The 13099-nt window shown below is 60.8% G+C and carries 13 protein-coding genes; 8 read left to right on the top strand and 5 right to left on the bottom strand.

Going from position 1 to position 13099, the window contains the following annotated elements; translation table 11 throughout:
• Positions 1-704 precede the first annotated feature (704 nt).
• Together HMPREF2692_RS08420 and HMPREF2692_RS08425 are read left to right on the top strand one after the other, a co-directional pair.
• Positions 705-1523: an Fpg/Nei family DNA glycosylase gene (locus HMPREF2692_RS08420; protein WP_049146728.1), complete on the top strand. Its 819-nt coding sequence runs from the start codon at positions 705-707 to the stop codon at positions 1521-1523.
• A 22-nt stretch (positions 1524-1545) separates the two neighbouring features.
• Positions 1546-3168 carry a bifunctional ADP-dependent NAD(P)H-hydrate dehydratase/NAD(P)H-hydrate epimerase gene (locus HMPREF2692_RS08425; protein ID WP_049146754.1) on the top strand — a complete coding sequence of 541 codons (1623 nt, stop codon included), beginning with the start codon at positions 1546-1548 and terminating at the stop codon, positions 3166-3168.
• Here HMPREF2692_RS08425 and HMPREF2692_RS08430 read toward each other — a convergent pair.
• Genes HMPREF2692_RS08430 through HMPREF2692_RS08440 form a run of 3 tightly spaced genes read right to left on the bottom strand, consistent with a single transcriptional unit; the run spans position 3165 to position 5618 of the window.
• Positions 3165-3965: a YwaF family protein gene (locus HMPREF2692_RS08430; RefSeq protein ID WP_235591091.1), complete on the bottom strand. Its 801-nt coding sequence runs from the start codon at positions 3963-3965 to the stop codon at positions 3165-3167. The two genes, HMPREF2692_RS08425 and HMPREF2692_RS08430, sit on opposite strands and share 4 nt — an antisense overlap.
• Positions 3966-4008: 43 nt before the next feature.
• Positions 4009-4623: an ABC transporter ATP-binding protein gene (locus tag HMPREF2692_RS08435; RefSeq protein WP_049146727.1), complete on the bottom strand. Its 615-nt coding sequence runs from the start codon at positions 4621-4623 to the stop codon at positions 4009-4011.
• The gene (locus tag HMPREF2692_RS08440) at positions 4623-5618 is read right to left on the bottom strand and encodes an ABC transporter permease (protein ID WP_049146725.1); all 996 of its coding nucleotides are present in this window, start codon (positions 5616-5618) and stop codon (positions 4623-4625) included. The genes HMPREF2692_RS08435 and HMPREF2692_RS08440 overlap by 1 nt, the downstream gene beginning before the upstream one ends.
• A 106-nt stretch (positions 5619-5724) precedes the next feature.
• Here HMPREF2692_RS08440 and HMPREF2692_RS08445 point away from each other — a divergent pair, with 106 nt between their 5' ends.
• From HMPREF2692_RS08445 to HMPREF2692_RS08455, 3 genes are read left to right on the top strand one after another with little or no spacing between them, the layout of a single operon-like run.
• Complete coding sequence (locus tag HMPREF2692_RS08445; RefSeq protein ID WP_371326270.1) at positions 5725-6894, top strand: sensor histidine kinase; 1170 nt, start codon at positions 5725-5727, stop codon at positions 6892-6894.
• Complete coding sequence (locus tag HMPREF2692_RS08450) at positions 6887-7504, top strand: response regulator (protein ID WP_049146724.1); 618 nt, start codon at positions 6887-6889, stop codon at positions 7502-7504. The genes HMPREF2692_RS08445 and HMPREF2692_RS08450 overlap by 8 nt, the downstream gene beginning before the upstream one ends.
• Entirely contained in the window at positions 7505-8503 is a 999-nt protein-coding gene (locus HMPREF2692_RS08455) for an NAD(P)-binding domain-containing protein (RefSeq protein WP_049146722.1), read from the top strand.
• On the opposite strand, the gene HMPREF2692_RS08460 is transcribed toward HMPREF2692_RS08455, so the two are convergent.
• Positions 8500-9156 (bottom strand): TetR/AcrR family transcriptional regulator, encoded by a 657-nt coding sequence (locus HMPREF2692_RS08460; protein ID WP_061925250.1) that lies wholly within the window; start codon positions 9154-9156, stop codon positions 8500-8502. The two genes, HMPREF2692_RS08455 and HMPREF2692_RS08460, sit on opposite strands and share 4 nt — an antisense overlap.
• 110 nt (positions 9157-9266) lie before the next feature.
• Between HMPREF2692_RS08460 and HMPREF2692_RS08465 the strand changes: the two genes are divergently transcribed.
• Positions 9267-10280 carry an ABC transporter permease gene (locus tag HMPREF2692_RS08465; protein ID WP_061925253.1) on the top strand — a complete coding sequence of 338 codons (1014 nt, stop codon included), beginning with the start codon at positions 9267-9269 and terminating at the stop codon, positions 10278-10280.
• Between the two features lie 18 nt (positions 10281-10298).
• On the opposite strand, the gene HMPREF2692_RS08470 is transcribed toward HMPREF2692_RS08465, so the two are convergent.
• A complete protein-coding gene (locus tag HMPREF2692_RS08470; protein ID WP_049146716.1) occupies positions 10299-10886 on the bottom strand; it encodes a VanZ family protein in 588 nt (195 codons plus the stop codon).
• 87 nt (positions 10887-10973) lie between these two features.
• On the opposite strand from HMPREF2692_RS08470, the gene HMPREF2692_RS08475 reads away from it, so the two are divergent.
• Positions 10974-11942, top strand: a complete 969-nt coding sequence (locus tag HMPREF2692_RS08475; RefSeq protein ID WP_049146748.1) for an acrylyl-CoA reductase family protein — start codon at positions 10974-10976, stop codon at positions 11940-11942.
• Positions 11943-12001: 59 nt separating this feature from the next.
• On the top strand, positions 12002-12874 hold the full coding sequence (locus tag HMPREF2692_RS08480; protein WP_070823368.1) for a hypothetical protein: 873 nt from the start codon (positions 12002-12004) through the stop codon (positions 12872-12874).
• Positions 12875-13099 lie beyond the last annotated feature (225 nt).

Here is a 13099-nt window from a genome sequence, read left to right on the forward strand (position 1 = left end):
GCCTTCCGCCATAGACAATCCCCGCAACCGGGCTGGATCTTTTGGATTGGATTTTACTCGAAAGGACTGGGTTTACTCATACGCCCTGCCACGGCACCACACCACAAGAAACCGCACTGACGACGCCGCCTAAACATACGAGTAACGCCTGGGCCCTGGAAAGGACGGGCCCAGGCGTTACCTGTCTCTCTAAGGGTGCGGAACAAGCCCCCACCCTCTACAGCCAGGCAGTCCCACCCACCTGGCTATAGTCGCCACGCACCCCTACATGCGCAGCGGTTGGATCTATCACTCACCAGTAGATACATCCATGCGAAGCATATCAACGGCGGTTTCAAAGTCAACGTTTACAAAGCCAATCGGACAAAATCCGATAAAGAAATTCGTTAACTAATCCTAACTTAATAAAGATTTAGCGCCATGTGCTGGCACTTTCTAGTCCAATTAACCCGGAAGAAAAATAAATATGAAACGAGTCACTATATATTTGGGCCGATCTTTATCAGATATGGTTGCGTTATAAGCTAAGCGACAAAATAGATAAATGTTTATTATGTTAACTTTCGTCTATTTAACCTAGACCTTTAAAGCAGAAAATGAACGTTTAAGTCTCGTCTTCGCACTTCAATCCCACATTCCAAACGGGAAAGATGTCCAATTTATCCTCACGTTGTCCCCGCGACACATGCAATAAACTTGTCCGCATGCCCGAAGGCCACATTATTCATCACCTTACACAGCGTCTGAACCTTGATTTCCGGGAGGGGCCGCTGCGCGTCACGAGTCCGCAGGGCCGCTTTGCGGCGGAAGCAGCCATGCTCGATGGGACGCAGCTCGATTTCGCCGAAGCGCGCGGCAAGCACCTCTTTATGCACTTTTCCGCCGATGCGCCAGAGCACATCATCTATATTCACCTCGGGTTGATCGGCAGCTTGCGCTTTGAGCCTTTGGACGATGTCTGGGGCCAGATTCGCCTGCGCATCGAAAGCGATGACCTAGCTGCCAATCTGCGCGGGCCGCAGTGGTGCCGGCTCATCACGGATGCTGAATACGACGTCGCCCTCGCCAAGATTGGGCAGGACCCCATCCGCGAGGATGCATCACCGGCCGACCTTTGGCCGCGGGTGCACAGGTCGAGCCGCAGCATCGGCTCCTTACTGATGGATCAGCATCTCTTTGCCGGAGTCGGCAACATCTACCGCGCCGAGGTTTTATTCCGTCAGAACATCTCCCCCTTTATTGCCGGCAATGAACTGGACCGCCACGAATTCGATGTCATCTGGGAGGACCTGGTAGAACTCATGCGCGCCGGCGTGCCCACCGCCCGCATCGACACGGTCCGCCCGGAGCACACGCCTGAAGCCATGGGCCGCGCGCCACGCAAGGATGACCATGGCGGCGAGGTTTATGTCTACCGCCGCGCCGGCATGCCTTGTTATATCTGCGGCGAGCCCATCGCAGAAAAGAAGCTCGAAGGCAGGAACCTGTTCTGGTGCCCTACCTGCCAGAACGCTCCAGCCTAAACAGGGGGGTATTTTGGACGGCATGCGATATTCCTTTTCCGTCGACGCCGTCCGCGCTGCCGAGGAGCGCCTACTTGCTCAGCAGAGCTATCCAGACCAGCTCATGCAATTGGCCGCCCACGCGGTGGCCGATGCCGCCGCAGTAATGCTCGCCGCGCACCCAGGCCGCGTGATGATTCTGGCAGGCAGCGGGGGCAACGGCGGCGACGGCCTTTTCGCCAGCGCTCTCCTCGCCCAGCAGGGACACGCCGTCACAGCCCTCGTACCTGAGACCTGCCACACAGCCGCCCTTGCGGCTTTCGAGGAAGCCGGCGGCGAGGTTCTAAATAGTGGGTCCACTCCTAATTCCACCGCTTCCCTGCCCGATGACACGAGCTTGCTTATCGACGCCGTGGCGGGCCTCGGTTCCGGACGCGGGCTCAGCGGCCAGGCGCTGGAGGTCTACGAGCAGGCAGCAGGCATTCCGGTGCTAGCAGTCGATATGCCCACTGGCATTAATGCAGACACCGGCGTAGCCGCCCGCAAAGGCGCAGTGCATGCTGACGTCACCGTAACTTTCGGTTGGGCACGCATGGGTCATGTGCTTGCGGCCGAGTGCGGCCAGGTGGTGCTGGCGGATTTAACGCTGCCCGGCGCGACGTCGTTTAGCGCGATGCTCGAATCGCTCGCGCAACCGGCCGGGCACATCGCCAACGAGCCCACCCTGGAATCCGCATATGCGTGGCGCCCCGGCAACATCGAGACAGCCCACGGCATCGCCACGCACCCGCGCCCGGTTGGTTGTACCGGACCAATCGTTGACCCCACCCCAGGGATTTCCTCCGATAAGTATTCCGGCGGAGTGGTCACTATTGCCGCCGGAAGCGACACCTATCCCGGAGCTGGCATCTTGGCAGCCACCGCGGCAGTGCGCACCAACCCGGCCATGGTGCGCTTTATCGGAGACCGCTCCATCACCTCGCTCCTGCCGGAACTCGTGGTTCACCCAGATCTTGACTCAGCGGGTCACGCCCAGGCCATCGTCGTGGGCCCAGGACGCGGTACTGACGCTGCGGCCCAAGCGGAGCTCGCGGAGGTACTCGATGGGTTCATCTCGGCCGTCATCGATGCCGATGCGCTGCGACTCCTTGCCCGTCACCCCGAGTTGCGCGCCCGCCTGGGAAGCCTGCCCGTCACGGTTCTCACCCCTCACCTGGGCGAGTTCACCGAGCTTTACGAGGCGACCTTCAACAAGGGCCTCGACCTGTCATCAGGCAAAGCAGCGCCACTGCAGGAGCTCGCCACGGCACTGGGCTGCATCGTGCTGCTCAAGGGAAGAAATACCCTGGTTACCACACCCGGCCAACCCATTTATGCCTACAATGCAGGCCATTCCTATGCCGCTACCCCTGGTTCAGGCGACGTGCTCGCGGGCATCCTCGGCGCAGTCCTCGCACAGATGCATCTCGATGAGCAGCTGCAGGAGAAGGCTGACTTTGATCTGCAGGAAGCGCTAATCACCGAGGTCCTGCATGCCGGGGCCATCCATGCCCATGCGGCAGCCATCGCGGCGCAAACGCCGGAGGGCTATGCCATCTGCTCGGCTTCGCAGATTGCCGCGGCGATCCCGCGGGCCGTCGCCAAGCTTTTGCGTATGGCTCGCTAAAGCCTATTTGCTACGGCGCGCACGGAGCGACGCAGCAGCCCCTTGGCACCGGCAGCCACCGTGCCGCGGCGCAGCCTACGGGTCTCCCACGGCCACGTCATCGCAGCCCAGGCACCTGCCACGGCGCCGATCTCGGCGAGGATGTACCACGGCCACGGCCCCAGCAGGTTGATGATGGAGGGGCTGCCCGGCGCGTGGTTTAAGAATCCATAGTTGCCATCTGTGCGGGCGTTGACCGCCATGACGCTGGCCATCCACACCGGGGTTACTCCCACCGCAAAGCGGTAGCCCTTCCACGTCGGGCGGTAGCCCAAGCCGAAGGTCAACGCCAACGGAATGGCCAGTGCGGTGATGTGGAAGAACCAGTAGGTGGCAAAGCGCAGCCAGCGCGGATCGAAGTAATAAATAACATCTGGGGTGATAATCGCCTGCGGGTTCAAGATGATGCCCCAGTAATAGGTCAGCGTCAGCGCATGCTCATTGCCCGTAATCAGACCGAGCGCCAACACTGGGCGCAGAACATCGCACAGGTGCAGCGGCAGAGATTCACGGATGTCGAATTGCGAAGGGTCCAGGGAGACGATGGTCCATGCCGTACCGAGCACCAGCATCACCCAGCCAGTCATCTGCCGGTAGAAGGTCTCCTTGGTAGTGCCCCGGATGCGCCGTGCAGCCACGATGAATACACCGCATGCGGCAATGGTCACAGAAAGCATCGTGTAATGCACTCCGGTCCATTGCGCCATGCGGGGATAGGTGGTGGGCGTGACGCGCACTCGCGGATTATTTTTCGGCATAACGGGAAAACAGAATACTCCGTTTGCGCCCACTTGCAGGACTTTAGTTACCGGACGCCAACTTTCCGTCCTTGACGGTGACCACAGTGTCCGCAAAATCCAGCAGGCTGCGGTCATGGGTTACAAACATCGTTGCGGTCTGTTGTTCATCGGTGATGTCACGCAGCAGCTTGGCGACGTCGCGCGAGAGCGCAGAATCCAGCGCCGCCGTCGGCTCATCCGCGAGCAGCACCTCGGGATCAGCCATCAAGGCACGCGCGATATTGATGCGCTGGCGCTGACCGCCAGAAAGCTGGGTGATGCGGCGAGCCTCCATCCCAGGCAGGCCTACATACTCAAGCAACTCCCGCGCCTTTTCACGGCGAGGTTTTCGGCCTGCCATATGGTCCACAATGAGCAGCTGATCCAGGGCATTGAGCGAGCTAACCAAGTTGGATTGTTGGAAGATGATGCCGCGCTCACCGCTTACCCGCACGCGACCACTATCAGGCTCGATTAGCCCAGCAGCCACAGAGAGCAAGGTGGACTTGCCGGAGCCGGATTCGCCGACGACGGCCATGAGCTGGCCCGGCTTGATTTCCAGGCTGACATCGTCCAACGCCACCACGCGATCGCGGCCATCGGGAAAGGTGACCGTCACGTTTTCAATTTCTAGCATTAGCCTTGTCCTCCCAACGCATCCAAAGGGTTGATTTTGCTGATTCGGCGAGTGGCCAGGACCGCGCCCAGCATGCCGAGTACCCACATGCCAGCGGCCGGGGCAGCAATCGTGCGCGCCGAGAGCACAAAAGGCACCGTCGATTGCGCGAGCGCGCCCAGGCCCCAGCCCACTGCGGCACCCACACCAACTCCGAGGGCGAGGATGAGTGCGGATTGTGCCAGGGCGTCGCCAAGCAGGTAGCGCGTCCGCGCCCCCAGCGCACGCAGAATCGAAAGATCGCGGGTGCGCTGCATGGTCCAGATGCTCAAGAAAGCCACCATCACGAGCGCCGAAATTGCATACAGGAAGCCCTGCATGGTCAAAAGTGAGCCGCGCTCCGAGTTGTAGGCGGGCAGGCCGCTTAAGGCCTCGCGCATGCTGACGGACGTGGGAAGCCCGGTGGCAACGCTGTTCGCGTGCAGCAGGGCGGTACCCACGACGTCGGAAGGCGCGTGGCTCAACTGCGCCCAGGTCTGCGTGGAAACCCACAGCACCGGCGAGTGGGAATAGTACAGATCCGGCACGGTGCCGCGGACGGCATAGGCCTCATCCCCAATCGCCACGGAATTTCCCTGCGTAATCGCTTGCGAGGCCACCACTCCCGTGGCCGGCACCTGCTGCTTGGTACCCGGAATAGGCTCGCCCGCCGGCAGGCCCAGCACGGCCACGCCGCCGAAGCCCTCCACCTTGGTCTGCGCGGTACCCAAAGGCGCGCTGCCAGGCACCACGTCGTCCGCGTAAATCTCCGACTCCGTAAAAGTTGGCTTCTGCGTGCTAAAGCTCGCCTGCTCATACTCATGCCCCAAGGCCTCCAAAGCCGAAGTGTTTTGTTTGCCAAGGCCCTCCGTGAGCCCAGAGAGCATGACCAAAAGCAAGGTAATGAGCGCGACCACCGCCCCAATCAACGCAAAGCGCCCGCGGGCTGCGCGCAATTCTCTAAGTGCAAGAAACATAGCTTCAAGCATCGCTACGGCGCGCGGATTAGTAATCGGGCCGCTAGTTGAACTTCGAGTCAACCAACTGGTTGATTCCCCGTGTCCGGCCTGAGGATTAGGGTAAATGGCTGTGAATGACGTGAAACAGCGCTCCCCGCAGACCTTCCATAAGCGCCTTAGCCCCTGGCGCGCCGGGCTGCACGTGATGTTCGCGTTTTTGTTGCTATTCGGCCTGCTGCGCGCCGGGCTCGACGGGCGCCTCGATGCCCGCGCCCTTGGTCTGGCAGTCGGATTGGCCGTGGTCTACGCACTGCGGCGCGTACTCCCCCGCGCCCTGTGGCTGGTGGGCCTGTGCGTGCTGTGGTGCGGGCTCATGGTGCATGCCCAGGACTTCATGTGGCTGGAATTCCCGCTGGTCTTTGCTTTTCTAAGCTCGCTTCCCCGCTGGCCGGGCATCGCCTGCAGCGCGCTGCTGTGGGCACTGGCGGCCTTCCTTCCCGCCTGGCAGCATCCGGCGGAATGGACCATCGCGGCGGCCATCGGCCCCTTCATCGGCACGGCCTTTGCCATCGGCGCCTTCCATGCCGGGCGCATGGTGCAGGCTGAGGCGGCGCACCATGCAGAGGTTGCCCGGCAGCTGCGCGCCACCCAGGCCGAACTTGCCGCGAGCGAGCACCAAGCAGGCCGCCTGGAAGAGCGCGAACGGCTCTCCCGGGAGATCCACGACACCGTGGCCCAGGGCCTTTCCTCCATCGTTCTGCTCTCGCGCGCGGCTCAAAAAGATCCTTCCCCAGAGACACTGGCGCTGATTGAAAAGGTGGCCAGCGAGAACTTAAGCGAGGCCCGCCGCTTCGTCAGCGAGCTAGCATCTCCCGCCGCCTCCTTGGAGGAGGCCCTCCAGCAGGTAGTGGATTCGGCTGCCGCGCAAGCCGCGGCGCTGGGTAAAAATACCGTCATCGACCTGGTTGTTTCGGGAGAATGCACGGTGCCCGAAGCGCACCATCAGGACCTGCTGCGCGCCGCACAGGAAGGGCTCAACAACATGCTCAAGCATTCTGGCGCCCGGCGCGCGGTGGTCACTTTAGGCTGTTTTGAAGGCGAGACCACGCTCGACATTGTCGACGACGGAGAAGGCATGGACCCTGCTTCACCTTCGCAGGGTGGCTTCGGGCTGCGGGGCCTGCGCCAGCGCGTGGAAAGCCACGGCGGTACGCTCACGGTGGAATCTTCCCCGGGCGAGGGAACCGCCCTTGCTATCCGTATGCCGCAAAAAGTGGAGGACCAGGATGCTTAACGTCATGCTCATCGATGATCATCCCGTGGTGCGCGCCGGCCTGCGGGCCATTTTGAACGCTTTCCCCGACATCGATGTGGTGCTAGAAGGCGCGGATGGGGCGGACGTCGCCAAGCTTGCAGCTCCCGATGCTCCACATGTTGACGTGGTCATTTGCGATATCCAGATGCCCGGCACCGATGGCATTGCGGCCACTTCCCAGCTCGCCCAGGCTGGCGGCCCGCCGGTGCTCATCCTCACCACCTATGACACCCAATCCGACATCGTTTCCGCCGTGGAGGCAGGCGCCCTGGGCTATCTCCTAAAGGATGCGCCGGAGCAGGCGCTTCACGACGCCGTCCTGGCCACGGCCGCCGGCAAACGCACCCTGGCACCCGAGGTGGCAGCACTTTTGGCCGAGCGCATCACCCGCCCCGAGGTGGCGCTTTCCGGCCGCGAGCTGGAGATCCTAGAAGCCCTGGCCACGGGCAAATCGAATAAGGAGCTTGCCCAGCGCCTGTTTATCTCGGAAGCTACAGTGAAGACGCACTTGATTCACATCTATCAGAAGCTGGGCGTGGATACCCGCACAGCGGCTGTCACCGTGGCCCGGGAAAGGAAGCTCATTTAAGTGTCCGCGCAGGTTTATGATTGCCTCGTTTTAGGCGGCGGCCAAGCAGGGCTGGCCACGGGCTATTACCTGCGCAGAAAGGGCTTGAACTTCGCCATCTTGGATGCGGAATCGCGCCCCGGTGGTGCGTGGCTGCACACCTGGCCCTCGCTGACTTTGTTTAGCACCACGAGCGCCTCCAACCTACCGGGCTGGCCCATGCCTTTTTATGAGGGTTTCCCACCGGCGAGCCATGTAGTGGATTATCTAACTCGCTACGAGGAGCGCTATGAGCTGCCGGTACGACGCCCCTTCATGGTTGAGTCCGTGGAGCACGATGGCGAGTTCTTCCACGTCTACTCGGACACGGAACGTTTGATGGCCCGCACCGTGGTGGCGGCCACGGGTACCTGGCGTGCGCCCTTCATCCCGTACTACCCCGGTAAGTTTGCGGGGACACAATGGCATTCGGCCATTTATCCCGGCGTCGCGGAGTTCAGCGGCTCCCGCGTGGCAGTGGTGGGCGCGGCCAATTCCGGCGCACAGATCGCGGCAGATCTGCTGCTTGAAGACATTTCCACGACCTGGCTAACGAGGGGCGAGCCGCGCTGGATGCCTGACGACGTCGACGGACGCGTGCTCTTCCGGCGCAACCGCGAGCGTCTCAACGCCATCAATCGCGGCGAGCCTGACCCCGGCGCGGATACGAACCTGGGCGATATCGTCATGGTCCCGCCGGTGCTCAAGGCGCGTGATGAAGGGCTCCTGCGCGCCACCCCGATGCCGGATTCCCTCGACGACATCGACGCGGATCACCTGATTTGGGCCACCGGCTTCCGGCCCGCACTTCGCCCCATTTCTCGCCTCCTGGTAGACCGCCAGCCCACCGTGCCGGGGCTCTTCCTCGTGGGATACGGCACGTGGACTGGCCCGGGCTCAGCCACCATCACGGGTGTTAGCCCCTTTGCCAAGCAGGCGGCTACCGATGTCGCGGAGTTCGTGAAAAACCTCAAGCCTTAGCCTTGGTTAGATAGGAGCGTCTCGATAGCGGGATACATGTCCTCCACTATGTCGTCGATGCTCTTCTCCGTCATCAGCGGAACCTCCACGACGTAGCGAGCAATCGCCGTTCCAATGAGAATAGGACCCAAATACGCGATCTTGCCCAGGAGATTACCTTCACTAATCGTACTTTGGGCGAACTCTGTTTCTAAACGGGCCGTTACGAAGCTGTCCATGATCGATTCACGGAGGATAGCTGATGCATGTGAAGAGCCAATGCCGCCGCGAACCACAGCACGCAAACGCGGACCCATGTCCTCGCTTTCCCACAGGCGCAGATAGTTCGCGATGAATCCTCGAAGGTCAGTAGACGCCCCCAACTGAGCCGGAAGCATTTTTAGGTCCGCGATTACCGCATCGAACAAGCCGTCCTTGTTCTTGAAGTAATGCATGACGAGAGCGGGATCGACGTCGGCTTCTTTGGCGACCGCGCGGATGGTGGTGGCTTCGAAGCCCACCTCGCTAAACCTCATGCAGGCGGCTTCCAGAATTTTCTCGCGCGCTTCTGGGGCGCCTGGACGACGTCCAGCTTTCTTGCGCTCTGCCTTTTTATGCTCAGCCCCTGGCTGAGCACCGTCACCGGATTCTTCGACCTTGCCTTTAGCTGCCATGGCTTCAACCTTACTTCCTCGAACCCTCGAAGAATTCATCACGTGTTGACTTTCAACAACTGTTGAAATATCTTATTCAACAAGCGTTGAAAATCAAGCAAAGGAACGACATGAAAGACTGGACCAAGGCAATCGCCGTTGGATTCTTGGCACCTCTCGCAGTGTGCCTCTTCGTACCTGCCTTCTTGTGGCCCATGGCCACGATGACCCCCAAAGACCTCCCACTCGCAGTAGTTGGAACCCAAGAACAAGTGAGCAAGGTTTCTGAAGCCTTTGAGCAGAAGCAACCCAGACTCTTCGAGATAACACCTGTAGAAGACCGCGCAGCCGCGGTATCCCTCATCGAAGAACACGAGGCTTACGGCGCCATCGTGCTGGGCCAAGAACCAGAGGTCCTCACCGCAAGCGCTGCCGGCGCCGCACAAGGCAACATCGTGAAGAACCTCGCGCAACCAGTAGAGGCAATGGCAAACCAGCAAGCTCAGGCGATGGCTGCCGCGAAGGGCATCCCGGCTGACGCACTCCCTAACGTCACCGTCAAGACCACCGACGTTGTGCCCACCAGCAGCGAAGACCCGCAGGGCCTCGCCATGAATATGGCTATTATCCCCGTTGCCATCGGCGGCATGCTCGGTGCAGCGATTCCTTCCTTCCTCCTGAAGCGAAACTCGCAGCGTCTCCTCGCCCTAGCAATCTTTGCCCCCATTGCCGGACTGCTCACCACCGCAGTAATCGGCGGAGTATTCGGATTACTGCCAGATAGTTTCTGGGCATCGACCGGCGTATTCACACTAGGCATCGCCGCAGTCTCCAGCTTCATCCTAGGCCTAAGGGCGCTGCTTGGCGCCCCCGGCTTTGGTCTCGGCGCACTGACCATCATGCTGGTGGGCAACCCACTGGCCGGTACCATGGCCCCCAAGGAATTCGTGTCCGGCAGCTGGGGATACTTCGGCCAGTTCCTGCCTAACGGCGCCACAGCTACGCTGCTGCGCCTGGTTAACTACTTCCCTGCAGCAAGTATCGCCACCCAGGTATGGACTCTGCTCGCATGGGTAGCCTTCGGACTAGTCCTTCTCGGCAGTGGAATTGTGCGAGAGTCGCGCTCCGCAAAGAAGGCCGCGTAGAAAACTCAGAGCAGAAGATTAAGCAACAAACCCCGTGACTAGCGCGCAGCCCAAAACGGTTAGCGCGGTCGCTGCAATGAATCCCATACGGTGTAGGACTTTGGACTGCAGCTCTTTGCTTATCCGGGCCAAAAAGAATGCGCCCACGGCGGTGCCCAAGGTGTTGAACACAAGGTCATCAACGTCGCTGAAGCCGAGGGCGAAGAGGTACTGGAGGGTTTCGATGCTCAAGCTCAGCGCCAAGCCGGCCAGGATGGTTCCGCCGAGGCCAAAGCGCACGCGGCGCAGATTCTGGCCCATCACGATAAGGCTTGCGCCGAGTGGCATAAACAACAAGAAATTGCCGATGGTGTTGGTCCAAGGCCCGTACCAGATGGTCGGATGATCAAAACCGTTGAACATTTGCAGATCTAAGCTTCGCACCGCATGCGCGGAGGCATTGACCACGCCGGGGATCTCAATGAAGGATTTACCCAACGTCGCCACACCAACAACGAGCAGCACGAGCGCCGTGACTAGAAGTGAGTCACGGCGCAGCGTTTGGTGGCGGCGCGGGGCCGCCGGAATACGGCTGCGCGAATGAGTGGTTTGTTCGGTAACGAGCATGTCCGAGAATCTAACAACAAAAGCTGTACTTTTGCCGTGTACTTCGCTGGCAAAACACTGATTCATAATGGGCGTACCATCGTGGGCATGAGCACACTCAAAGTCACGCGAAACGAAGACGGTTCCATCTCTCACGCTTTCGAGGATGAGCCGATTCTGGCCGAGGGCGACGTACTGGTTAACGTTTCCCATTCTTCGTTGAACTACAAGGATGCAATGGCACTCGACGGTAACAAGGGCGTCATGCGCATCAACCCGCTGGTGCCGGGCATCGACGTCGTGGGCACCGTTGCGGAGTCAAACGATGAACGTCTACCTGAGGGCGCCCTGGTGGCCGCTTTCGGCGACGGCTTGGGAGAATTCCGCCACGGCGGCTACACCACTAAGCAGCGCGTGAATGCCAACGCCACCCTCGTGGTTCCAGAGCGCTTCACCGCTGCCGACGCCGCAGCAATCGGCACCGCGGGCTACACCGCCGCCATCTGCGTCAACCAGCTGCTCACCCACGGCACGCGCGAGGGCCATGTGCTGGTCACTGGCGCCACGGGCGGCGTGGGCTCCATCGCCGTCCAATTGCTCAAGTCCCTGGGCTTCGAGGTCACCGCCGTTACCGGCCGCGTTGATAGCGAAAGCGAGTACTTGCAGGCCCTGGGCGCAGACCACATCATTGATCGCTCCGAGCTCTCGGAGACCGGCCGTCCGCTGCAGAAGGCGCTTTACGACGGCGCGGTAGACACCGCTGGCTCCACCGTCTTGGCCAACGTCTTGGCGCAGGTCAAGTGGGGCGGCGTCGTGGCAGCAACCGGCATGGCCGCTGGTCCTGACCTCCCGGCTTCGGTACTGCCATTCATCCTGCGCGGCATCGTCCTGGCAGGCGGCAACTCCGTCGACGCACCGCTCAAGGTCCGCGAGGACGCCTGGAAGCTGCTGGACGAACACCTTGATCTTGAGATGCTGCATTCTATTTCCAACACCATCGCGCTCGACGATATCGCAGACGCCGCCAAGGAGCTGCTCGCCGGCACCCACCATGGCCGCACGATCGTAGAAATCTAGACAAACTATTTAGCAGCGCTGGGAACAATTAATTTTCCCAGCGCTGTTACTATTTTCCTATGCGTTCCCGTCTCTCTATCTCTGCTGCCGCGCTGGTTGGCACCCTCGCTGCCGGCCTCGTCACCCCCGTTGCTCAGGCTGGCATCACCATCGACCCTAACGCTGTGCCCGGGCGTACTCAGGTCACGCTGCGCTACAGCAATGGCACAGTGGTCTCTACTGCTAATTCCCACGAATCTCGCCCAGCGCTTTCCTTGGTCAAGCTCTACTTGGGCTATTGGGTGCTGCAGCACGGCGCTCCGGCGGACAAAGCCCGCGTGGAAAACATGATTCGTTTCAGCGAGGACGGCACGGCCACAGACTTGGACCGCCGCTACCCGCAGGCAATCCCTGAGGTCATCGGCCAGTTTGGCCTGCGTGAGACCCACTACCCAGGATTCTGGGGCAACACCACTACCTCTACTGAGGACCTTGCGCGCTTTACCTCCGCGATTGTGGGCGACCCACTAGCCACGCCAATTATCAATGGCATGCGCACCGCTTCCCCCGTTGCCGCTGACGGCTATAAGCAAGACTTTGGCACCTCACGCGTGCCGGGTGTTGTGGGCACGAAGTTCGGCTGGGACGATAACCGCAACGTCCATGCCACCGCCTCCTTTGGCAATGGCTTTAGCATCGCCGCGAATACTTATGGCGCAGCCTCCCAGCTCACCGGCGACATCTTGGGTGCCGTTCGCATCACCGCTGACGGCATCCGCAATTCGGGCCGCCAGCCTTCCCCGCTGGAGCAGCAAATCCTTAACTTCGTGCCGGTGCAGTTCCATGACCCAGCCCGCCAAGCCATCCGCGGTGCAGAAGATGCAGTGGCCAACGCCCAGCTACAGTTCTGCGCCTTGGCCGCCCAGGCGGGCTCTTCACACTTATGCGCCTAGTTTAGGAGCCAGATACTTCTAAACGTGCGGGTCACGGTCCTGGATTCTCTTCGGAACCATGAGAACACCGATAAGCGAGATGCCGAAAATAACGAAGTAGCCCACGGCTACCTCCTGGTTTCCTGGGCAAGCGGGCCTCTTCGTCGAGCCTGCTCCGGGCCCAGTCCTGGCCAACTACGACGTCCTGACCCTGGTGGAGAAGGCCGACACCATCTACGCGCAGCA

The organism is Corynebacterium sp. HMSC036D03, assembly GCF_001836185.1.
In the GTDB taxonomy this organism is placed as follows: Bacteria; Actinomycetota; Actinomycetes; order Mycobacteriales; family Mycobacteriaceae; genus Corynebacterium; species Corynebacterium simulans.

What these genes read in the sequence shown, in the direction of transcription:
- HMPREF2692_RS08420 (WP_049146728.1), top strand. Translation starts at nt 705, where the DNA reads ATGCCCGAAGGCCACATTATTCATCACCTTACACAGCGTCTGAACCTT.
- HMPREF2692_RS08425 (WP_049146754.1), top strand. Translation starts at nt 1,546, where the DNA reads ATGCGATATTCCTTTTCCGTCGACGCCGTCCGCGCTGCCGAGGAGCGC.
- HMPREF2692_RS08430 (WP_235591091.1), bottom strand. Translation starts at nt 3,965, where the DNA reads ATGCCGAAAAATAATCCGCGAGTGCGCGTCACGCCCACCACCTATCCC.
- HMPREF2692_RS08435 (WP_049146727.1), bottom strand. Translation starts at nt 4,623, where the DNA reads ATGCTAGAAATTGAAAACGTGACGGTCACCTTTCCCGATGGCCGCGAT.
- HMPREF2692_RS08440 (WP_049146725.1), bottom strand. Translation starts at nt 5,618, where the DNA reads ATGTTTCTTGCACTTAGAGAATTGCGCGCAGCCCGCGGGCGCTTTGCG.
- HMPREF2692_RS08445 (WP_371326270.1), top strand. Translation starts at nt 5,725, where the DNA reads ATGGCTGTGAATGACGTGAAACAGCGCTCCCCGCAGACCTTCCATAAG.
- HMPREF2692_RS08450 (WP_049146724.1), top strand. Translation starts at nt 6,887, where the DNA reads ATGCTTAACGTCATGCTCATCGATGATCATCCCGTGGTGCGCGCCGGC.
- HMPREF2692_RS08460 (WP_061925250.1), bottom strand. Translation starts at nt 9,156, where the DNA reads ATGGCAGCTAAAGGCAAGGTCGAAGAATCCGGTGACGGTGCTCAGCCA.
- HMPREF2692_RS08465 (WP_061925253.1), top strand. Translation starts at nt 9,267, where the DNA reads ATGAAAGACTGGACCAAGGCAATCGCCGTTGGATTCTTGGCACCTCTC.
- HMPREF2692_RS08470 (WP_049146716.1), bottom strand. Translation starts at nt 10,886, where the DNA reads ATGCTCGTTACCGAACAAACCACTCATTCGCGCAGCCGTATTCCGGCG.
- HMPREF2692_RS08475 (WP_049146748.1), top strand. Translation starts at nt 10,974, where the DNA reads ATGAGCACACTCAAAGTCACGCGAAACGAAGACGGTTCCATCTCTCAC.
- HMPREF2692_RS08480 (WP_070823368.1), top strand. Translation starts at nt 12,002, where the DNA reads ATGCGTTCCCGTCTCTCTATCTCTGCTGCCGCGCTGGTTGGCACCCTC.